This window comes from Shewanella oncorhynchi, assembly GCF_030848765.1.
Taxonomy (GTDB): domain Bacteria; phylum Pseudomonadota; class Gammaproteobacteria; order Enterobacterales; family Shewanellaceae; genus Shewanella; species Shewanella oncorhynchi.
Window position 1 is genome coordinate 442,157 of sequence record NZ_CP132914.1, and the last position, 22,629, is coordinate 464,785.

Below are 22,629 nucleotides of genomic sequence, written 5' to 3' on the forward strand. Positions count from 1 at the left end.
CAGTGATTTCTGAATCCAAACAGCTGGTTAATTCTGTGGAATCGATCACTAATTTGGGGATGAAACTCACCGTTATTAGCCTTAAGACAGGTTGAATGAGTGGAACATGAAAAAATTAGGGTTGACACTATCGGCTAGGCAAGTTAAATATTAACCGTCCTTAATAATTCAAACAGAATAAATATACAGATTAAATGAATATTATTAGCCGCAAACTCGACCTCCTCCTTCTCTCTCTCGCGGTTTATACGCGGAGGTCTTAGTGTTGCACGCTCGATAAAGAGGCAAAGCATTCACAAACCCCGCACCGATGTTGCGGGGTTTTTTGTATCTGAATACGGCAAAAATTAACTAACGAACGGTGACGTTCCATGGAGAAGCGAGATGTCTAACAGAGTCATAATATTTGATACTACCTTGCGTGATGGTGAGCAGGCGTTAGCCGCAAGTTTGTCGGTCAAAGAAAAACTACAGATCGCTATGGCGCTGGAACGTCTCGGTGTGGATGTGATGGAAGTGGGTTTTCCGGTTTCTTCACCCGGTGATTTTGAGTCAGTGCAGACCATAGCGCGTACCATCAAAAATAGCCGTGTTTGTGCCTTATCCCGTGCATTGGAAAAGGACATAGATGCAGCGGCGCAGGCCTTGTCTGTCGCAGATCAATTCCGTATCCATACGTTTATCTCGACCTCAACGATTCACGTTGAGAGCAAGTTGAAGCGCTCCTTCGATCAAGTGTTAGAGATGGCCGTAGGCGCGGTGAAGTATGCCCGCCGTTTTACCGACGATGTGGAGTTTTCCTGTGAGGATGCGGGGCGTACGCCCATCGATAATCTATGTCGTATGGTAGAAGCCGCCATTCGTGCGGGCGCACGCACCATTAATATTCCCGATACGGTCGGTTACACAGTGCCAAGCGAGTTTGGCAATATCATTCAGACTTTGTTTAATCGGGTGCCGAATATAGACCAAGCAGTGATCTCAGTGCATTGCCACGATGACTTAGGTTTATCTGTGGCAAACTCGATTACCGCTGTACAGCACGGAGCGCGTCAAATTGAATGTACGATCAATGGCATAGGTGAGCGTGCGGGTAACTGTTCACTGGAAGAGATCGCTATGATTTTAGCGACGCGTAAGGGCATGTTAGGGCTAGAAACTGGCATTAATGCCAAAGAAATTCACCGTACTTCTAATTTAGTCAGCCAGTTATGCAATATGCCAGTGCAGGCGAACAAGGCGATTGTCGGTGCGAATGCCTTTACCCATTCGTCGGGCATCCATCAGGATGGCATGTTAAAAGCACAAAATACCTATGAAATCATGACGCCAGAAAGCATAGGTTTGAATCGCAACAACTTGAATATGACCTCGCGCTCGGGTCGCCATGTGATCAAGCATCGCATGGAAGAAATGGGCTATAGCGAGCACGATTACAATATGGATACTCTGTATGAAGAGTTTCTAAAATTGGCAGATAAAAAAGGCCAAGTATTTGATTATGATTTAGAAGCCTTAGCCTTTATGGAAGCGCAGGCCGAAGAAGACAATCACTATCAATTGCAGCAATTAGTGGTGCAGTCTGACTCAACTGAAGGCGTTGCTACGGCGACTGTGCGTATCGAAGTGGGCGGCGAAATTAAAACCGAAGCCGCAACGGGTAATGGTCCTGTTGATGCTGCCTATAACGCGATTGCTCGCGCAACCGATCGTCGAATCGATATCATCAGCTACAAGCTAGGCGCTAAGGGCGTAGGTCAAAATGCCTTAGGCCAAGTGGATATTACTGCGGTTTACCACGAGCAAAACTTTCACGGCGTAGGTTTGGCAACCGATGTGGTTGAAGCCTCGGCACGCGCTTTAGTGCATGTGATGAACTTAACGTGTCGCGCAGACAAGGTTGCCGATTACAAACAAAGCATGCAAAAAAATCGAGAGCTAGGCGGCGTCTAGTCGCTAAAAGCATCCAAAGAATAGCAAGGTCGAGCATAAAGCATTTACATTTAAAGGAGTTGGCTGGCGTATGAGTTATCAAATAGCAGTATTAGCAGGGGATGGGATCGGTCCTGAAGTGATGGCTGAGGCGCGTAAAGTGCTGCGTGAGGTTGAAGCACGTTTCGATTTGAATATCGAATACACTGAATTCGATGTTGGCGGTATTGCCATTGATAACCACGGTTGTCCCTTACCCGATGCCACGCTAAAGGGCTGTGAAGCGGCCGATGCGATTCTATTTGGTTCAGTCGGTGGCCCTAAGTGGGAAAAGTTACCGCCAAATGAACAACCTGAGCGCGGTGCGCTATTGCCTCTGCGTGGTCACTTCGAACTGTTTTGTAATCTGCGCCCCGCTAAATTGCACGACGGCCTAGAGCATATGTCACCGCTGCGCAGCGATATTTCCGCCCGTGGCTTTGATGTTTTATGTGTACGCGAGTTAACCGGCGGTATTTATTTTGGTAAGCCAAAGGGTCGCCAAGGTGAAGGCGAGAATGAAGAAGCCTTCGATACTATGCGTTATAGCCGCCGTGAAATTAGCCGTATCGCCCGTATCGCCTTTGAAGCCGCCCGTGGTCGCCGTAAAAAAGTGACCTCAGTGGATAAAGCCAACGTGCTCGCCTGTTCAGTGTTATGGCGCCAAGTGGTCGAAGAAGTGGCGGTGGACTTCCCCGATGTCGAGCTTGAACACATTTATATCGATAATGCGACCATGCAGTTGCTACGTCGTCCCGATGAGTTCGATGTGATGCTATGTTCTAACCTGTTCGGCGACATTTTATCCGACGAAATCGCCATGTTAACGGGCTCTATGGGCTTGTTGTCATCGGCGAGCATGAACAGCACTGGCTTTGGTTTATTTGAACCAGCGGGTGGCAGTGCGCCAGATATCGCGGGCAAAGGCATTGCAAACCCTATCGCCCAAATTCTGTCGGCGGCATTAATGTTGCGTCACAGCTTAAAGCAAGAAGAAGCCGCCTGTGCGATTGAGCGTGCCGTAAGCAAAGCATTAAATTCTGGCTACTTAACTGGTGAGCTATTGAGCAGCGACAAGCGTAGCCAAGCTAAATCAACCGCCGAGATGGGTGACTTTATCGCCAATGCTATAAAGGAAGGTGTGTAATGACGACTGTGCCAAAAAACGCGGTGGCAAAAACGCTGTATCAAAAAGTATGGGATGCCCACGTTGTAGCGACTCCTGAAGGTGAAGCGCCGATCATTTATGTCGACAGACATTTAGTCCATGAAGTGACTTCCCCCCAAGCATTCAGTGGCTTAAAAGTGGCGAGCCGCAAACTGCGTGCACCGGAAAAAACCTTTGCCACTATGGATCACAACACTTCGACCCGTAGCGCCAGCTTGGATGCGCTAAGCCCAATGGCGCGCGCACAGGTTGAAACCCTAGCGCAAAACTGTAAAGACTTTGGCGTGCGTTTATACGACATTCATCATCCTAATCAAGGGATTGTGCATGTAATGGGTCCTGAGTTGGGTATTACCTTACCCTGCACTGTGATTGTCTGTGGTGATTCCCATACCGCGACCCATGGCGCCTTTGGGGCATTGGCGTTTGGCATTGGTACGTCCGAGGTAGAGCACGTTTTAGCGACGCAAACTTTGCGTCAGTTAAAAGCTAAGACCATGAAGATTGAAGTGCGTGGCCATGTCACCGATGGCGTGACCGCTAAAGATATCGTCCTCGCTATTATTGGCAAAATCGGCATGGATGGCGGCACGGGTTACGTGGTGGAGTTCTGCGGAGAGGCGATTGAAGCCCTGTCGATGGAAGGCCGCATGACAGTGTGCAACATGGCGATTGAGATGGGCGCTAAGGCGGGCATGGTCGCGCCGGATCAAACCACTTTCGACTATTTAGCAGGCCGTGAGTTTGCACCCAAGGGCGAAGATTGGGCAGAGGCTGTCGCTTATTGGCAAGCCATAAAAACCGATGATGGCGCCGTGTTTGATGCGACTGTGGTACTCGATGCCGCCGATATCGCACCACAATTGACTTGGGGCACTAACCCAGGCCAAGTCGTAGCAATCGATGGCAAAGTGCCTGATCCTCTTGATGAAGCAAACCCAAGTACCCGAGCTAGTATGGAAAAGGCCCTAGAATACATTGGCCTGAGTGCGGGTACGCCAATGACAGATATCAACATCAACAAAGTATTTATCGGTTCATGTACTAACTCACGGATTGAAGATTTACGCAGCGCCGCAGTACATGCCAAAGGCCGTAAAGTCGCGAGTGGCGTCACCGCGATTGTAGTACCTGGTTCTGGTCAAGTGAAAGCCCAAGCCGAAGCCGAAGGCTTAGATAAAATCTTTATTGAAGCGGGATTTGAGTGGCGTTTACCGGGTTGTTCTATGTGTTTGGCGATGAACGATGACAGATTAGAGGCGGGCGATCGCTGTGCTTCGACCAGTAATCGTAATTTCGAAGGTCGTCAAGGCCGCGGCAGTCGTACCCATTTAGTGAGCCCTGCAATGGCCGCCGCCGCTGCGGTGGCTGGGCATTTTGTCGATATTCGTAAACCTTACTAATTACCGTAAACCCAAGAGGAGAAGTTAATGCAACCTTTTACGACCCATACCGGGCTTGCGGTCATGATCGACAGCACCAATATCGATACGGATCAGATCATTCCGAAACAGTTTTTGTCTAAGGTGACGCGCGATGGTTTTGGGGTGCACTTATTTCATGACTGGCGTTATTTAGATGATGCGGGCGATGTGCCTAATCCTGAGTTTTCATTGAACCAGCCTCGTTATAAAGGCGCTTCAATTCTTTTGTCGCAGGAAAACTTTGGTTGTGGTTCAAGCCGCGAGCATGCGCCTTGGGCGCTGGCGGACTTTGGTTTGCGCGCCATTATAGCGCCGAGTTTTGCCGATATTTTTTACGGCAACTCAATCAATAATGGCCTATTGCCTGTGGCGTTAACCCATGCGCAGGTGCGTCAGTTGATGGACGAAGTGGCGGCAGAAGAAGGCGCGCAAATCACGGTTGATCTCACAAGCTGTAAAGTGATTGCACCGTCAGGTGCTGAGTTTAGTTTTACGCTGGCAGAGTCGGCGAGACATAAGTTACTCAATGGGTTAGATGCTATTGGGCTGACCTTGTCCCATGCTGTGCAAATCAGTCAGTACGAAACTCAAATCCAAGGTTGGCGCCGCTAAACTTTCAGCGCACATTTGTACTCGTGTTGAGTCTATATTTAAGCGCCTAGGTTAATACCTAGGCGTTTTTGTTTTGAATCTCAATACACTCTTAATTTAATCAGTTGTATTTTAAAGCATAAATTTTTATTGTCGTTTTGATACTAGAAAATTTTATTCTCCACAGTGATTTATGCTGAATTTGTCGAGTTTAAATGATTTACAGGTGTTCCAAAGTTTTAATTTTTTATCTTGTTGTTTAATATTGGTATTTGTTGAGTTCTTAATTTAAATCTCACGACTGTCGTGAATGATTTTTGAGTGTTTAAAGGTGGTTTTTTGTTTTAATGGTGATGTATGTCACTAAATCTGTTTTAAAGACTCATTTTTTTAGAGTTTCTGTCTGTTTTATCTCCTTTGGTTGCAAACATCTTCTGCATAAGTAAACTGCTGCGCATTCAATATGGAGTGTTTGCTCTATTTTGCCTGAACGCCGCAGTACTCATCTAAGTAGTACAGATAACAATAATATGATTAGAGAATAACAATGCAAAAACGTCTTCTGACTTTGGCTGTCACTGCAGCCTTGTTAAGTTCAACGACTCAACTCCATGCCGCGGGTTTTCAACTTGCGGAATACTCTGCTACAGGTTTAGGTCGCGCCTTTGCGGGTGAAGCAGCTATGGCGGATAACGCTTCGGCTCAAGGTCGAAATCCTGCAATGCTGACTTATTTAGAAGGACGTCAGTTGTCCGCGGGTGGCATTTACGTTATGCCAAACGTCGATGTGACTGGTGATGTCAGCCTTAGCTCGCCGTTAATTGGCCCAAATCCTAAAGTGATAGCTGGTGATGCACTGGACGTGGCCGATGACGCACTCGTGCCAAACTTTTACTACTCAAATCAGTTAAATGATCAATGGACTTGGGGTCTAGCGGTAAATTCTAACTATGGTCTAGCCACTGAATTACCTGCGACTCACGCTGCGGCTATTTTTGGTAACAAGACTTCGGTTACAACCGTTGAGTTTAATCCAAATATTGCGTACCGCATCAATGATGCAGTTAGCGTAGGTGCTGGTGTACGTATCGTTTATGGTGAAGGCGAAATTGGTGCCTCATTACCAGGTTGGGTTGATGGTATCAAACCTGCTCTGCCGGCTCCTGTGCAGGCTATGTTACCTCCAGGTGGCACTGAGCTGAAAAGCATGAAGGGTGATGATGTGGGTTACGGCTGGCAGTTAGGTGCAAGCTGGCAAATTAATCCTGCTCACCGTTTAGGCTTTGCGTATCACAGCGGCGTGCAGCTGGATTTAGATGGCCATGCCTCAGGTGTGCTGTACACTGGCGGCCAAGATGTGTCTATTGAAGGTTATTTACCGCTTGAATTGCCCGCTTTTGCAGAGATAGCTTCCCATCACCAATTGACCGATAACTGGGCCATGCATGCGAGTGTGAACTGGACCGATTGGAGTGTATTCGATCAACTAGTGGCTTATTTCCCTGGTGAAGTTAAGCCTAAGGGCGGCTTAGAGTCTGATTTAGTTAAAGAAGAGCACTTCGAAGATAACTGGCGCTTCGCGCTAGGGACGACTTATCAAGTGAATAACGACTGGTTAGTGCGTGCCGGTGTTGCTTTAGATAAAACGGCGGCAAATGACGAGTGGCGCACAACCACAATTCCAGACTCTGACCGTCTGTGGTTCTCTGTGGGCGCAGGTTATCAGGCAACTAAGAACCTGAACGTTGATTTTGCTGTGACTTATATTAAAGCGACTGGCGATGCGCCAATCAATGAACAGCAAAACCTATTGAACCTAGCGACTGTTAACTTTAACGGCGAAGCAAGCGGCGATGTATGGCTTGCGGGTATCCAAATGAGCTACAAGATGTAAGTTCAGTATGTTAAAAAAAGCCCTGAATCTTCAGGGCTTTTTTATAGCTATAGCATGGTGGCGTTATCTTGTTTTACGGCTTGCTTGCTGGTCACGGCGGTAAATTCCGAATATATTCACTGCATAAGTCGGTGGATCATGTTAATTCTCCCTAGCATAAAAAGGCGGCGGAGAGTTCAGATAGGATAGTAGCGTGCAGAAAAAATACGTGGTGGCCTTAGATCAAGGCACGACCAGCTCAAGGGCGATAGTGTTCGATCACGACGCAAACATTGTCAGCGTGTCCCAGCGGGAATTTACCCAGTTGTACCCTAATCCGGGTTGGGTCGAGCATGATCCCATGGAGATTTGGGCAAGCCAAAGTTCAGTGTTAATTGAAGTATTGGCGCGTGCGGGTATTCACAGCGATGAAGTGGCCGCCATTGGCATTACCAATCAGCGGGAAACCACTGTTATATGGGAGAAGGCCACAGGTAAACCTATTTATAACGCGATAGTGTGGCAGTGCCGTCGCAGCGCTGAGATTTGTGAGCAACTCAAAGCTCAAGGGTTAGAAGAATATGTGCGTGAGAATACCGGTTTATTACTCGACCCTTATTTTTCAGGCACTAAGATCAAATGGATTCTAGATAATGTGCCCAATGCCCGTGAGCAAGCCGAGCGTGGTGAGTTGTTGTTCGGCACTATCGATACTTGGCTCGTGTGGAAGTTAACCGAGGGCAAGGTGCATGTCACCGATCCCACCAATGCTGCCCGCACTCTACTATTCAATATCCATAGCCTGACTTGGGATAATAAGTTACTCGAAGCCTTAGATATTCCGGCGTCTATGTTGCCAGAAGTTAAACCTTCCTGCAGCGTGTATGGTACAACACGGATTGCTGGCGAAGGCAGTGAAATCCAAGTTGCAGGAATGGCGGGCGATCAACAGGCTGCGCTTTTTGGTCAGTTATGTGTCGAGCCCGGCATGGCGAAGAATACCTACGGTACTGGTTGTTTTTTGTTGATGAATACAGGGACAAAAGCGGTGCGCTCAAACCATGGCTTATTGACCACAGTTGCCGTGGGGCCTAAGGGTGAAGTGAACTATGCCCTCGAAGGTTCAGTCTTTATGGGCGGCGCGACCATTCAATGGCTGCGGGATGAACTGGGGCTTATTCGTGACGCCAGTGATACTGAGTACTTTGCCTCTAAGGTCGCCGATACTAATGGCGTGTATCTGGTGCCCGCTTTTGTGGGATTGGGTGCACCTTATTGGGATCCCAATGCCCGTGGTGCGCTATTTGGTCTGACACGCGGGGCGAATCGTAATCATATTATTCGGGCGGCGTTAGAATCCATCGCTTATCAGAGTAAAGATTTACTTGATGCCATGACCAAAGACAGTGGCGTCAGCCTTAAGCGTTTAAAGGTGGATGGCGGCGCGGTCGCTAATGATTTTTTGATGCAATTTCAAGCCGACATTACCGATGTCGAAGTGTTAAGGCCAAGCGTTTGTGAGACAACCGCTTTGGGTGCGGCATTTTTAGCTGGGTTGGCAGTGGGCTTTTGGGAGAGTGTGATAGAGCTTGAGCACAAAGCCTGTATCGATAAGCATTTTATCCCTAATATCGATGCCCAGACTCGAGTACAGTTATACGCAGGTTGGCAGGACGCGGTGGCCAGAACTCGAACTTAAACAATACGCCTTGAGGCGGCATTGGTTTGAGATAAAACTTAATTTGAGGTATCGCATGATTCGAAATTTGGCCTGATTTCAGGCATGCTCGATAGTGCTGCTAAAAAGAGGCTAATAAAAAGGCGCTAATCCAATGGGATTGCGCCTTTTCCGTTTTATATCAGTACGGATTTATACTTCTACATCAATGATATGTTGGCTCGGTGGCTTCTTGATTTCTGCGGAATCATCGGTCACTTCAAGTACGACACCTTCTTTTAGTTTTAGCGTTTCGGTTTCATCCGATGCACGGCGTTTCTTATTTTTATTGTTATCTGATTCTTTGCGTCTTTCCCTGACTTTAGTATTGCGGCTTTCTAACGCTGGAGGTAACTGCGACTGCGGTGTTTCATGGCTATCGGGGGCATTTGCGCTTGCGCTGCTGACTTGGTCAACAACCCGTTTAGGGTGAAACACGGCTTTTACTGGCTGTGCCAGCATGGCATAAATGCTATCCAATCCACTCATAACGCCTCCTTGTTATTACACCTCTTAATATGATATCGGCTGAAGTAGGTCAATATTTAGACTATACGCCGTTTAACTTGTTAAGGCGAATAAGGCGAGCCATTAGGTAGCTAGTGCGGGTATAAGGTGAATGTATAGGGAGAAAGTGGTTCTTTTGGTGGATTTTACGTGGGACTTTTGATCTTTCTCGCAATCGCGACATTAATATTCAGCCATTAGTAAAAAGATGAACGTCTTTATTTGGAATAAAAATTTAGATTTTTATGCTGATTTCAACTCTTTTTTGACTGTCGAATAAGGATGGACGTAAGTTTGTTTTGTTGCGTTTTTGAGTTTGACGTTATTTCTCGACCCGTAAAATCCCACAAATACAGAAATAATTCCCCATTTTTTTCATCGCAAGCACCTGAAAGCAAAAGGTTGCTGAATATATCGGCGCTATTTATTCCTGTTGTTTCCTCTGTTTAGTCAATCTCTAATGGTTTTTCTTGTCAAAAGTTTGTCGCGAGGTTAAGTGCTCAACATGCGGCTAACCCGCTTGCCGACTGGATTTATAAAAGGATCCCATCCCTTGACAATGCTTGTCGACTGTCCCTAAACTTAGCAGTTGTGGGAAATAGTGGATATTTGTGGATCAAAAATCAAAGGATAGGATGAATTAGCGTGTTTCGTGGAGCCAGTGCTATCAACTTAGATACAAAGGGACGGATCGCTATTCCAGTGCGATACCGCGAACCTTTGCAGCTTGAGCACCAAGGCCGCATCGTGATTACCGTCGATATCCAATCCGCCTGTTTACTCTTGTATCCCATTCACGAATGGGAATTGATCGAAGCTAAGTTGTTGAAGCTTTCAGATACTGATAAAACCCAGAGATCTTTAAAACGCCTGTTACTCGGCTACGCCCACGAAGTGGAGCTCGACGGTAATGGGCGCATATTACTGCCGCCACCGTTAAGGCAATATGCCAATTTAGATAAGCGCATCATGCTGGTGGGGCAATTGAATAAATTTGAGCTGTGGGATGAGCAATCTTGGCTGCAGCAAATTGATGAATGTCAGGAAACGATTCGAAGTGAGGATCTCGTTAATAATGAGCGCCTCGCGGATTTTTCACTTTAACGAGTCGTGATAACTAAATAAGAAGAGAGTAATGAGTCAAGAATTTGCCCATTTATCCGTACTGCTAGCAGAAACGGTTGGCGGTTTAAACATCAAAGACGATGGCATCTATATCGATGGCACGTTTGGCCGCGGTGGTCATTCAAGACAAGTATTACAACAACTCGGTGAACATGGTCGATTGATCGCCATCGATCGTGATCCTCAAGCGATTGAAGCGGCGAAACAATTTAGCGATGATCCACGCTTTCAAATCGTGCATGGTGGTTTTGGCCAATTAGCCGATTATGTCGAAGAGCTTGGGCTTGTGGGCAAAATTGATGGCGTATTACTCGATTTAGGTGTGTCTTCACCCCAGCTCGACGATGCTGAACGCGGTTTTAGTTTTTTGCGCGATGGTCCACTCGATATGCGTATGGATAACAGCCAAGGCCAAACGGCTGCGCAATGGTTGGCTCGTGCCGAAATTGAAGATATGGCTTGGGTATTTAAAACCTACGGTGAAGAGAAAAATGCTCGCCATATTGCCCGTTGTATTGCTGCCGATCGTGAGAAAACGCCGTTTTTACGTACCAAAGATTTAGCCGATTTAATTGCGCGTATCACTAAAAATAAAGAACGCAATAAGCACCCTGCGACTCGGGTGTTTCAAGCGATCCGCATTTATATCAATAGTGAATTAGATCAAATTGATCAGGCACTTGAAGGAGCCGTCAATGTGCTCGCTCCCCAAGGACGTTTGTCGGTCATCAGTTTCCATTCTTTAGAAGATCGTATCGTGAAGCGTTTTATTCGTCGTCATAGCCAAGGCGAAAGTGTACCGCACGGTTTTCCGGTTACTGAAGATCAAATTAACAAGTCGCGTAAGTTACGTGCCGTGGGCAAGGCGATTATGCCATCCGACGAAGAAATCGAACGCAATGCCAGAGCTCGCAGCTCAGTGTTACGCATTGCCGAGCGTTTAGATTACTAAGGGGCGCACTGTGAGTAAGCCCTCGATTAATCTGCCACGGATCGTTTTACATGATTTATGGCTGCACAAATGGATCTTGTTATTAGCCTTGCTTGTGCTGAGTAATGCGGTTGCCGTGGTTTATAGCAGCCATGTTAGCCGTCAACTGACAACCCAGTGGGACCAGTTACTGCAGGAGCGAGATAGATTAGATATTGAGTGGCGCAATTTATTATTAGAAGAGCAATCGCAGACTGAGCACAGTCGTATTACGCGTATTGCCTCTAAGGAACTCAACATGAGTCGTCCGTTACCCAGCGAAGAAGTTGTGGTAAAGGTGCCGTGAGTATAGGGAAGATATGACTAGGCAAGCGAAAATCAAACGGGTAAGCAAACCGCAAAAACCTCAATTGATCCACTGGCGTTTATACGTAGTGGTCGGGTTTGTGTGTGCGTTGTTTTGCAGCCTAGTGGGACGCGCAGCTTACATTCAAATTATCGAGCCCGACAAATTACGTCACGAAAGTGACATGCGAACATTGCGGACCACTAGTCGTGAAGTGCAGCGTGGCTTGATCACTGACCGTAATGGCGACATGCTGGCCGTGAGCGTACCTGTACGAGCCGTCTGGGCTGATCCAAAACAAGTCAATGATAGTAATGGTTTTGCCGATATGCGCCGCTGGCAAGCCTTAGCCGATGTGTTGCATGAGCCCCTCGAAGATTTGTTAGAGCGAGTGCGCAGTAACCCCACCAAACGCTTCACCTACTTGAAACGCCAAATTACCCCTGCGGTTGCGGACTATATTACTCAGCTTAAATTACCCGGTGTATTTCTAAAGTCCGAATCTCGCCGCTATTATCCTGGTGGTGAAATCACAGCTCAATTAATCGGCATCACTAACATAGATGATGTTGGGATTGAAGGTGTTGAAAATGCTTATAATAGTTGGTTAACAGGTACGCCTTCCAAACAAAAAGTGCGTAAGTCACGCGATGGTCATGTCGTCGAGCGTCTCGATATAGTGCAGGAAGGCGAGAGTCCAAATGATCTCGTGCTGAGTATCGATCATAGGATCCAACAATTAGCCTATCGCGAATTAAAACGCACCACTGAGATGAACCAAGCGACTTCGGGTTCGATTGTCGTCCTCGACATTCACACGGGTGAAGTCTTGGCTATGGTGAATACGCCTTCGTATAACCCCAATGCGCGCGACAATCTGCAAACCTTCAGAATGCGTAACCGTGCTATGACAGATACCTTTGAGCCGGGTTCGACCATTAAGCCATTTGTGGTAGCCGCAGCGCTTGAAGCTGGCACAGTTAAATCGACCGATATTATTGCCACTTCACCGGGTTGGATGCGTTTAGGTGGTCGCCAAGTACGTGACCCCGCAAACTACGGCGATATGAGTTTGGCGCGTATTTTGGCTAAATCTAGTAACGTCGGCATCAGTAAATTGGCTTTGTCTATTCCGGTGCAGCAACTGCTCGGTACTTATCAATCCATGGGACTTGGCAGTTTTTCGGGAATTAACCTCACGGGTGAAAGCGCTGGCTTGATTCAAGATCGCCACCGTTGGTCAGACTTTGAACGTGCCACCTTGTCGTTTGGTTACGGCTTAACGGCAACAACACTTCAACTTGCGCGTATGTACGCCACCTTAGGCAATGGCGGTACTTTGTTCCCAGTCTCGATAATGAAACTGAAAAAGCCACCTGTCGGTGAGCGAGTCATTTCTGAAAATGTGGCCCACGATGTGATGCAAATGCTGGTCGGTGTAACGGAAAAAGGTGGCACTGGCACCTTAGCACACATCGACGGTTATCCAGTTGCAGGTAAGTCTGGCACAAGTCGTAAGGCAGTTGCTGGTGGTTATGGTGATGATTATGTTGCTTTATTTGCGGGTGTTGCTCCTGCGAATAATCCTAGATTAGCGATAGTGGTGGTAGTGAATGAGCCTAAGGGGGATCTCTATTATGGTGGTTCAGTGGCGGGGCCTGCATTTGCCAAAGTCATGTCTGGCGCACTGCAAATGTTAAACGTTGAACCCATTACCGATAAAGAACAAGTGCAATTGGCGGGAATCGCCGCTGGGAGAGCAGAATGATGTTATTACGGGATTTGCTAGCGCCTTGGCTACATTATGCTGGCGCGCAGTCCTTCAATGATCTGACCTTAGATAGCCGTGCAATACGTCGCGGCGATGTGTTTTTGGCGCTGCCAGGACATAAGGTCGATGGCAGACAGTTTATTGAAAAAGCCTTAGATTTAGGTGCCGCAGGCGTATTAGTTCACACGGATGATGCTGACCAACATGGCAAAGTGTTGCTGGGTGATGATGCCGAGCACGGTGTGCAGATTTATTTCTTTCAGTTAAGTCGTCAGGTATCGGCAATTGCCGCCCAGCGTTATCCCTTAGCGCACAAGTCTGCCGTTATGCCATCCCTTGGTGTTATCGGTATTACTGGAACTAACGGTAAAACCTCTACGAGTCAACTCATTGCACAACTGGTGACTTCATTGGGGCGCAAAGCCGCCGTCATGGGCACCCTTGGCAATGGTCTCTGGGGCGAGCTTGTTGATAGTGGTAACACCACAGCCGATGCGATTACCTTAATGCGTCAGTTGAATGAGTTTGAAGCCCAAGGCGCGAGTGTCTGCGCCATGGAAGTGTCAAGTCACGGCTTAGTGCAAGGCCGCGTCGACGCAGTACCATTTGATGTTGCCGTGTTCACTAATCTGACACGCGATCACCTCGATTACCACGGCGATATGGAAAGCTATGCCGCCGCTAAACAAAGCCTATTTCGTTTCAGCACTTTAGGTCACGGTTTATTGAATCTCGACGATGCAGTTGGCGCGTCTTGGTTGACTGAGCTTAAGCCTGCGCCTGCGCAGATTTGGGGTTTTAGTATTGAAGGTCATCAAGGTGCGGCTTTTTATACCAAAAATGCCAAGTTTGACGATCAAGGTGTCAGGGCAACCTTAGTGTGGCCCGAGGGTGAGACTCAAATCCACTCGCCACTTCTTGGTGCCTTTAATCTCTCTAATTTACTCGCGGCGTTATCGGCCTTGTATCTGCAAGGTTTTGATATGAAAGCGTTAGCCGAGCAGGTGCAATATTTAACGCCCGTTGCAGGTCGTATGGAGCGTTTCACTACTGCGGATAACATCACCTTAGTGGTCGATTATGCCCATACACCCGATGCGATTGAACAAGCGTTAAACGCGCTACGTCGCCATTGTGCCGGTGATTTATGGTGCGTATTTGGCTGTGGTGGCGACCGTGATAAGGGCAAGCGTCCTTTGATGGGCCAAGCTGCAGAGCAATATGCTGACCGCATTATGGTGACCAGCGACAATGCGCGCAGTGAAGACCCCGCGCAAATTATTACCGATATTATCCAAGGGCTAACCCACCCTCAGCAGGCATTGACTCAGGTTGACCGTATCGCAGCAATTAAAGAGGTTGTGGCATTGGCTAAACCTGGCGATGTGATCTTGCTTGCGGGCAAAGGCCACGAAACTTACCAAGAGGCGGCAGGTGTGCGTCATGACTATGATGAACGCGCCCTGGCACGCCTGTTAGCGGAGCAATCAAGATGATCCCTCTTTCTCTCGGGACCCTAAGTCAACATTATGATGGATGTGTATTGGCACACCGGTCATTGGAGCAATCAAGATGATCCCTCTTTCACTCGAGACTCTAAGTCAACACTATGATGGATGTGTATTGGCACATCGGTCATTGGAGCAATCAAGATGATCCCTCTTTCTCTCGAGACTCTAAGTCAACACTTAGGCGTGCATCGAGTCGGTGACGACGTCACCATCCAAGATTTAAGCAGTGATAGCCGCAAAATCGGCGCTGCAACCCTGTTTGTTGCCTTAAAGGGTGAGCGCTTTGACGGCCATGATTTTGCAGCTACAGCTATTGCGAACGGCGCAGCGGCGTTAATGGTTGAGCGCGAGTTAGCCTTTGATATTCCGCAGCTGATTGTGCCCGATTGCCAAAAAGCTATGGGCGCGATTGGTGCTTATGTTCGTGACCAGATCAATCCGATTTGTGTTGCTTTGACTGGCTCAAACGGCAAAACCAGCGTGAAGGAAATGATCGCGACCATTCTGTCGGCAAAGCATCAAATCCTCTATACCGCTGGCAATTTTAATAATGAGATTGGTGTGCCGCTCACTTTGCTGCGTTTAACGCCAGCGGATGAGTTTGGGATATTCGAGCTCGGCGCTAACCATAAAGGTGAAATCGATTACACCTCGGGACTCGTGCGTCCAAACGTCGCGCTGGTGAATAACGTCGGCAGCGCCCATTTAGAAGGATTTGGATCACAAGCAGGTGTCGCACAGGCGAAGTCAGAGATTTTTAATCATCTGCAGGCCGATGGCACTGCCATCATTAACGCCGATGATGCCTTCGCTGATTTTATGAGCGTTAAGGCAAGACCTTATAAGCAACTGAGCTTCTCCCAGCAAGATGGCGCCGCTAAACGTCATATCGACGTGATAGCGACAGGCCATAAGACTAATGCGGATGGTTGCTATCGTTTTATGCTCAATTATTTAGGTGAATCTTGCCAAGTGGTATTGCCGTTGGCGGGTCGTCATCAAGTGAGTAATGCACTCGCCGCTGCAAGTGTTTGTATTGCTTTGGGATTGAGTTTGACTGAAATATCTGAAGGCTTGAGCCAATTAACGCCAGTGAAAGGACGTATGCAGCCGAGTCAATTGGGACGCGTGCGTCTAATCGACGATAGCTATAACGCAAATCCTGTGTCCGTTGGCGCTGCTATCGCTTGGTTAAAGGAAATTTCTGAAAATCGCTGTCTGGTACTGGGAGATTTAGGAGAATTAGGCGACAATGCGCCCCTTTTACACGCTGAACTAGGGCAACTGGCCAAGCAACAGGGGATTGATGCCTTGTTTTGTACCGGAACTTTAAGTCAGCACACGAGCCAAGCTTTCGGTGCGGAGCACTATGACAGTGTGGCGACGTTAGTAGAAAAACTTATAAAGCATATAAACCAGTTGCCGGGACAGGTAACGGTTCTCGTTAAAGGTTCACGTAGCGCCGCCATGGAGCGGGTCGTGGATGGCCTAACAGTAGCCTTCGGGCGTGGGGAGTTAGTGTAAATGCTGGTATATCTGGCCGAGTATTTAACCCGTTTTCATACCGGGTTTAACGTGTTTTCCTATGTGACATTTCGAGCCATTTTAGGCTTATTGACCGCATTGGTTTTTAGCTTATGGTTTGGCCCTAAACTGATTGAACGTTTGCAATTACTGCAAATTGGTCAGGTTGTGCGTAACGATGGTCCAGAATCACATTTTAGTAAGCGTGGCACGCCGACTATGGGTGGCTTGCTGATATTGGCTGCTATTTTCATCAGCGTGTTGCTGTGGGGCGATCTCGGTAGCCGCTATGTGTGGGTCATGCTGTTTGTGCTCGGCAGTTTCGGTTTGATCGGTTTTATCGACGATTATCGCAAAGTGGTACGTAAAGACACTAAAGGCTTGATCGCGCGCTGGAAGTACATTCTGCAATCTTTGGCTGCGCTGCTTATTGCTTTTTTTCTGTATGCCACGGCGGCCAATCCAGGCGAAACCCAATTAGTGGTGCCTTTCTTTAAAGACGTGATGCCGCAACTCGGCGCCGTATTTATCGTATTGGCGTACTTCACCATTGTGGGTTCGAGCAATGCGGTGAACTTAACCGACGGCCTCGACGGTTTGGCGATTATGCCGACGGTAATGGTCGCGGCGGCGTTTGCGTTGATCGCTTATTTGTCGGGTCACGCTCAGTTTGCGAACTACTTACATATTCCGCATTTACCCGGTTCTGGTGAGCTTGTGATTGTCTGTACCGCCATTGTCGGTGCGGGTCTGGGCTTTTTGTGGTTCAACACTTACCCTGCGCAAGTCTTCATGGGCGATGTGGGTTCACTGTCATTAGGTGCTGCACTTGGCACTATTGCGGTCCTCGTTCGACAAGAAATTTTGTTAGTGATCATGGGCGGCGTGTTTGTGATGGAAACTCTGTCGGTGATCCTGCAGGTGGGTTCGTACAAGTTACGCGGCCAGCGTATTTTCCGCATGGCGCCGATCCACCATCACTATGAGTTAAAAGGCTGGCCTGAACCTCGAGTGATAGTGCGTTTTTGGATTATCTCGATATTCCTCGTCTTACTTGGCTTAGCCACGTTGAAGTTAAGGTAATTGGTTATGCAAAATCAGTATTCACACATAGTGTTAGGTTTGGGGGCCACGGGCTTGTCCGTGGTGCGCTATTTGTGTGGAAAGGGCATTACGCCATTGGTGATGGATAGTCGTCGGCAGCCTCCGGGTGCCGAAACGTTAGCGACGTCTTTTCCTGATGTGAAGCTGATTTCTGGCGGGTTCGATTGCCGTTATCTTGTGCAAGCGACGCAGATCATTATCAGTCCCGGCATTGCTACTTATACCCCAGAGGTGCGTGCCGCTGTGGATATGGGTATCGAAGTGATTGGTGATGTTGAGCTATTTGCCCGTGAGATTGCTGACCGTAAACCTTGTGTGATTGGCATTACTGGCTCTAACGGTAAATCGACAGTCACTACGCTGGTGGGCGAGATGGCAAGGGAAGCGGGTATTGCCGTTGCCGTCGGAGGTAATATCGGTGTACCTGCGCTGGATTTGCTGCATGAAAATGCGGACTTATTTGTGCTTGAGTTGTCGAGTTTTCAATTGGAAACCACCCACAGTCTTAAGTGTGTGGTGGCGACCTGTTTGAATATCAGCGAAGACCACATGGACAGATACAGTGACATTGATGCCTACCGCGAGGCTAAATTACGTTTATACAAACAAACCCGTGCCGTACTCTTTAATCGTGACGATAAACTGACCGTACCGCCAGAACCAATGAACCAAAACAGTTTTGGTTTAGCGGCGCCAGAAGCGGACGAATGGGGCATCAGCGACAGCAAGATTTATCACGGCAGCAGCGAAATAATGCCGATCACTGAAGTGTCGCTGATTGGCAGCCATAACCATGCCAACCTACTTGCGGCGATGGCGCTTGTGGATGTCGTGGGTGTCGATAAGCACGTTATGGCAAAAGTGGCGCGTACTTTTACTGGCTTATCCCATCGCTGTGAAGTGGTTGGTGTTAAGAATGGCGTGACCTATGTCAATGACTCTAAAGCGACAAACGTCGGTGCTACAGTCGCCGCGCTCGATGGCTTGAGTGACCACTTAGGCGATATTATTTTGATTGCTGGCGGTGATGGTAAAGGGGCTGATTTTAAGCCTTTAGCTGTGGCTTTAGCTAAAGTGACGCACCTCATCACCTTAGGCCGCGATGGTAAAAAGATTGCTGCATTGAAAGACGGCTCGATAAGAGTCGACACTATGGCTGCTGCGGTAGCGAAAGCCGCTGAATTGGCAACCTCTGGTGATATCGTTTTATTATCGCCAGCCTGCGCCAGTTTAGATATGTACAGTAACTTCATGGCTCGAGGTGATGATTTTAGAAACCTCGTGGGACAACTTAATGGCGAGTGATGCAAGACAACTTAGCCTATTTGGGCGTTTGCGTTTAGCAATACCCAATTGGCAACGTGATACCGAAGTCCCGGGCGTGCAATTGTACGACCGTGCTTTGCTCGCGGCTGTGTTGTCTTTGATTAGCTTCGGCTTTGTAATGGTGATGTCAGCCTCTATGCCTGAAGCGCAAACGCTCACGGGGAACCCATTTTATTTTATGACTCGCCATGTGGGTTATTTAGTGGGTTGCTTATTCATTGCGGCATTTGTGCTAAGAGTAGAGATGCAGACTTGGCAGCGCTGGAGCCCCATGTTGTTGTTGATTGTGGGTTTGATGTTGTTGGCTGTATTGGTGGTTGGCACTACGGTAAACGGTGCAACGCGTTGGTTATCCATAGGCCCTATTCGCATCCAGGTGGCGGAAGTCGCTAAATTTGCCTTCGCCATCTATATGGCGGGTTACTTAGTGAGGCGTCATCAGGAAGTGCGCGAGAATGCTAAAGGCTTCTATAAGCCGATTGCAGTATTTGCGATTTACGCTGTGCTGATTTTGATGCAGCCCGACTTAGGTACTGTGGTGGTGCTATTTGTGGGAACGGTTGGTCTATTGTTTTTAGCCGGTGCGCGTTTACTCGATTTCTTTGCCTTGATTTTTGCGGGCGTATTGGCGTTTGTGGCCCTAGTGCTATTGGAACCGTATCGTATCCGCCGAGTGACCTCCTTTATGGATCCTTGGCAAGATCCCTTCGGTAGCGGTTACCAGTTGACTCAATCTTTAATGGCCTATGGTCGAGGTGATTGGTTTGGCCAAGGGCTCGGAAATAGTATTCAAAAATTAGAATATTTACCCGAAGCGCACACTGACTTTATCTTTGCCGTGATCGGGGAAGAATTGGGCTTTATCGGCATTATCGCTGTGTTATCTGTGCTGCTATTTGTGGCGCTGAGATCGATTCGTTTAGGTAATTTGTGTTTAGCCATGGATAAGCCATTTGAAGGTTATTTAGGTTATGCCATCGGAATTTGGATTTGTTTCCAGACTGTGGTGAATGTCGGCGCGAGTATCGGCATGTTGCCAACCAAAGGGCTGACATTACCTTTTATCAGTTACGGTGGTAGTAGTTTATGGGTCATGACTGCGGCAGCTATGATGTTGTTGCGCATTGATTACGAGCGGCGCATGACATTAGTTCAGGCCGTGCAAGGGAGATTGAAGTGATGACTCCAATAGGAAAACGTATTTTAGTCATGGCGGGTGGTACGGGAGGACATGTGTTCCCGGCACTGGCGGTGGCTAAGTATTTAGCTCAACAGGGTTGGCAAGTGCGTTGGTTAGGCACGGCAGATCGTATGGAGGCGCGTTTAGTGCCCCAGTATGGATTTGATATTGATTTCATTGATATCAAAGGTGTGCGCGGTAATGGTTTGATCAGAAAACTCGCGGCGCCCTTTAAAGTGGTGCGTTCAATATTGCAGGCTAAGGCCGTGATTGCTGAGTTTAAACCCGATGTGGTCCTTGGCATGGGCGGATTCGCCAGTGGCCCAGGTGGTGTTGCGGCAAGATTAGCCGGTATTCCACTGGTGCTGCATGAACAAAATGCTATCCCAGGGATGACAAACAAGTTGTTGTCGCGGATTGCGACGCAAGTGTTATGCGCTTTTAAAAATACCTTTACCACAGTGAAGGCCAAGGTCGTTGGTAATCCGATTCGCCAAGAACTGATTGCCTTAGGTGCAGAACCTAAGCATGAGGCTGATGAAGCCTTAAAAGTGCTCGTGGTCGGTGGCAGCCTTGGCGCCAAAGTATTTAACGATCTTATGCCAGAAGCTGTCGCGATACTGAGTCAGCAGCAGTCAGTGACGGTTTGGCATCAAGTGGGTAAAGATAATCTTACGGGCGTGAAGGCGGCATATCAGCAACAAGGACAAGATGGTGGCGTGAATATCGCTGAGTTTATCGACGATATGGAAGCCGCCTATCGCTGGGCTGATGTGGTATTGTGCCGAGCTGGCGCCTTGACTGTGTCTGAGTTAGCGGCGGTGGGGCTACCGAGTATTCTGGTACCTTATCCCCATGCAGTGGATGATCATCAAACCCGTAACGCTCAAGTATTGGTTGAGGCTGGCGCAGCTTTCCTATTGCCACAGGCCATCTTGGACGTGAATAAACTGGCGAACAAATTACAGTTGCTCGCCAATGACAGAACAGAATTAGCCCGTATGGGCCAAAGAGCGAGAGACGTTGCGGTACTGGATGCGACTGAACAAGTTGCCGCAGTGTGCATCAGCCTTGCTGAGAAAGGATAAGCATGACTAAGACAGAAAGATACGCACAACTGAGAAGCATGATCCCAGAAATGCGCCGTATTAAGCGTATTCACTTCGTCGGCATTGGCGGCGCGGGCATGGGCGGGATCGCCGAAGTGTTAGTGAACGAAGGCTATCAGGTGAGTGGTTCGGATATTGCGCAAAATGCCGTGACTGACAGATTGTGTTTACTCGGAGCCAAGATCCAAATTGGTCATGCCGCTGAAAACGTGCAGCAAGTGGATGTGGTCGTCATATCAACCGCGATTAATCTGGAAAATCCAGAAATCCTTGCCGCTAAAGAATTACGTATTCCTATTGTGCGTCGTGCTGAGATGTTAGCCGAGTTGATGCGTTATCGACATGGTGTGGCGATTGCGGGCACCCATGGTAAAACCACGACAACGAGCCTTATCGCCAGCGTTTATGGTCAAGCTGGGCGGGACCCAACCTTTGTGATTGGTGGCTTGCTCAACAGTGCCGGTACCAATGCCAGATTAGGCACCAGCCGTTATTTGATTGCCGAAGCCGATGAGAGTGATGCGAGCTTCTTGCATTTGCAGCCTATGGTCAGTGTGGTGACCAACATCGAAGCTGATCATATGGATACTTATGGCGGTGATTTTGAAAAACTGAAATCGACTTTTGTGGATTTTCTGCACAACTTGCCGTTCTACGGTGTGGCTGTGGTGTGTATCGATGATGCCGTCGTGCGTGAGATTCTGCCGCGTATTGGCCGTAAACACGTGACCTATGGTTTCAGTGACGATGCGGACGTGCAAGCACTTAATTTTAGCCAGCAAGGTCATCAGTGCCGTTTTACTGTTAGACGTAAAGCTAAAGAAGATCTCGATCTGGTGTTGAATTTACCGGGCCAACATAATGTGCTCAATGCGTTAGCTGCCATTGCGGTGGCGACTGAAGATGAAATCGACGATAACGCTATTACTCAGGCTTTAGTGGAGTTCCAAGGTATAGGGCGTCGTTTCCAGCATTTAGGCAAATTTGCCACGCCGAAGGGCGAAGTCATGTTAGTGGATGATTATGGTCATCATCCCAGCGAAGTTGCGGCGACCATTAAAGCTGCGCGCGCAGGATGGCCTGATAGACGTTTGGTCATGGCGTATCAGCCGCACAGATACACTCGTACCCGTGATTTGTATGAGGATTTTGTGGAAGTGTTATCACAAGTGGATTGCTTATTGTTACTCGATATTTATAGTGCGGGTGAAGCGCCGATCACAGGTGCGGATGGTCGCGCATTATGTCGTTCAATTCGCTTGCGTGGTCAGCTAGATCCGATCTTTATCGCAAGCCCAGATCTGCTTGCAGAAGTGTTGCCCGATGTATTGCAGGACGGGGATTTATTACTCACCCAAGGTGCGGGTAATATTGGCGCCCTGTCACGACAGTTAGCGTCGTCTGGATTAGGGTTTGCTGTGGTGGAATTACCTGCGCAAGCAAGCTGATCT

Annotated in this window: 18 protein-coding genes; 17 read left to right on the forward strand and 1 reads right to left on the reverse strand. The window is 48.1% G+C overall.

Going from position 1 to position 22,629, the window contains the following annotated elements:
• The first annotated feature begins 384 nt into the window (after nucleotides 1–384).
• From leuA to glpK, 6 genes are all read left to right on the forward strand, one after another.
• The gene (gene leuA, locus RA178_RS02100; protein WP_113941087.1) at nucleotides 385–1,953 is read left to right on the forward strand and encodes a 2-isopropylmalate synthase; all 1,569 of its coding nucleotides are present in this window, start codon (nucleotides 385–387) and stop codon (nucleotides 1,951–1,953) included.
• Nucleotides 1,954–2,023: 70 nt separating this feature from the next.
• Entirely contained in the window at nucleotides 2,024–3,118 is a 1,095-nt protein-coding gene (gene leuB / locus RA178_RS02105) for a 3-isopropylmalate dehydrogenase (protein ID WP_198572574.1), read from the forward strand.
• A 23-nt stretch (nucleotides 3,119–3,141) separates the two neighbouring features.
• A complete protein-coding gene (leuC, locus tag RA178_RS02110; RefSeq protein ID WP_212601191.1) occupies nucleotides 3,142–4,542 on the forward strand; it encodes a 3-isopropylmalate dehydratase large subunit in 1,401 nt (466 codons plus the stop codon).
• A 27-nt stretch (nucleotides 4,543–4,569) separates the two neighbouring features.
• Nucleotides 4,570–5,175: a 3-isopropylmalate dehydratase small subunit gene (gene leuD, locus RA178_RS02115; protein ID WP_113941084.1), complete on the forward strand. Its 606-nt coding sequence runs from the start codon at nucleotides 4,570–4,572 to the stop codon at nucleotides 5,173–5,175.
• 526 nt (nucleotides 5,176–5,701) lie between these two features.
• Entirely contained in the window at nucleotides 5,702–7,048 is a 1,347-nt protein-coding gene (locus tag RA178_RS02120) for an outer membrane protein transport protein (RefSeq protein WP_212601184.1), read from the forward strand.
• Nucleotides 7,049–7,241: 193 nt separating this feature from the next.
• On the forward strand, nucleotides 7,242–8,726 hold the full coding sequence (gene glpK / locus RA178_RS02125) for a glycerol kinase GlpK (RefSeq protein ID WP_173497386.1): 1,485 nt from the start codon (nucleotides 7,242–7,244) through the stop codon (nucleotides 8,724–8,726).
• Nucleotides 8,727–8,897: 171 nt separating this feature from the next.
• Here the strand turns inward: glpK and RA178_RS02130 are convergent, their stop codons facing one another.
• A complete protein-coding gene (locus tag RA178_RS02130; protein WP_168826581.1) occupies nucleotides 8,898–9,233 on the reverse strand; it encodes a hypothetical protein in 336 nt (111 codons plus the stop codon).
• 663 nt (nucleotides 9,234–9,896) lie between these two features.
• Between RA178_RS02130 and mraZ the strand changes: the two genes are divergently transcribed.
• From mraZ to murC, 11 genes are all read left to right on the forward strand, one after another.
• The gene (gene mraZ, locus RA178_RS02135; protein WP_263174359.1) at nucleotides 9,897–10,355 is read left to right on the forward strand and encodes a division/cell wall cluster transcriptional repressor MraZ; all 459 of its coding nucleotides are present in this window, start codon (nucleotides 9,897–9,899) and stop codon (nucleotides 10,353–10,355) included.
• Between the two features lie 31 nt (nucleotides 10,356–10,386).
• The gene (rsmH, locus tag RA178_RS02140; RefSeq protein WP_131525721.1) at nucleotides 10,387–11,328 is read left to right on the forward strand and encodes a 16S rRNA (cytosine(1402)-N(4))-methyltransferase RsmH; all 942 of its coding nucleotides are present in this window, start codon (nucleotides 10,387–10,389) and stop codon (nucleotides 11,326–11,328) included.
• A gap of 10 nt (nucleotides 11,329–11,338) precedes the next feature.
• Nucleotides 11,339–11,653 (forward strand): cell division protein FtsL, encoded by a 315-nt coding sequence (gene ftsL, locus RA178_RS02145; RefSeq protein WP_263140609.1) that lies wholly within the window; start codon nucleotides 11,339–11,341, stop codon nucleotides 11,651–11,653.
• A gap of 13 nt (nucleotides 11,654–11,666) precedes the next feature.
• Complete coding sequence (locus RA178_RS02150) at nucleotides 11,667–13,421, forward strand: penicillin-binding transpeptidase domain-containing protein (protein ID WP_105251191.1); 1,755 nt, start codon at nucleotides 11,667–11,669, stop codon at nucleotides 13,419–13,421.
• A complete protein-coding gene (gene murE, locus RA178_RS02155) occupies nucleotides 13,418–14,920 on the forward strand; it encodes a UDP-N-acetylmuramoyl-L-alanyl-D-glutamate--2,6-diaminopimelate ligase (protein ID WP_306684319.1) in 1,503 nt (500 codons plus the stop codon). Before RA178_RS02150 ends, murE begins: the two co-directional genes overlap by 4 nt.
• A gap of 156 nt (nucleotides 14,921–15,076) precedes the next feature.
• On the forward strand, nucleotides 15,077–16,459 hold the full coding sequence (locus RA178_RS02160) for a UDP-N-acetylmuramoyl-tripeptide--D-alanyl-D-alanine ligase (protein WP_131525723.1): 1,383 nt from the start codon (nucleotides 15,077–15,079) through the stop codon (nucleotides 16,457–16,459).
• Nucleotides 16,460–17,542 (forward strand): phospho-N-acetylmuramoyl-pentapeptide-transferase, encoded by a 1,083-nt coding sequence (gene mraY / locus RA178_RS02165; protein WP_006079891.1) that lies wholly within the window; start codon nucleotides 16,460–16,462, stop codon nucleotides 17,540–17,542.
• Between the two features lie 6 nt (nucleotides 17,543–17,548).
• Nucleotides 17,549–18,868, forward strand: coding sequence for a UDP-N-acetylmuramoyl-L-alanine--D-glutamate ligase (gene murD / locus RA178_RS02170; protein WP_131525724.1), 1,320 nt, complete (start codon nucleotides 17,549–17,551; stop codon nucleotides 18,866–18,868).
• Entirely contained in the window at nucleotides 18,858–20,069 is a 1,212-nt protein-coding gene (ftsW, locus tag RA178_RS02175) for a cell division protein FtsW (RefSeq protein WP_113941076.1), read from the forward strand. Before murD ends, ftsW begins: the two co-directional genes overlap by 11 nt.
• Nucleotides 20,069–21,157 (forward strand): undecaprenyldiphospho-muramoylpentapeptide beta-N-acetylglucosaminyltransferase, encoded by a 1,089-nt coding sequence (gene murG, locus RA178_RS02180; RefSeq protein WP_113941075.1) that lies wholly within the window; start codon nucleotides 20,069–20,071, stop codon nucleotides 21,155–21,157. The genes ftsW and murG overlap by 1 nt, the downstream gene beginning before the upstream one ends.
• Before the next feature lie 2 nt (nucleotides 21,158–21,159).
• Nucleotides 21,160–22,626, forward strand: coding sequence for a UDP-N-acetylmuramate--L-alanine ligase (murC, locus tag RA178_RS02185; RefSeq protein WP_105251197.1), 1,467 nt, complete (start codon nucleotides 21,160–21,162; stop codon nucleotides 22,624–22,626).
• The last annotated feature ends 3 nt before the right edge of the window (nucleotides 22,627–22,629 follow it).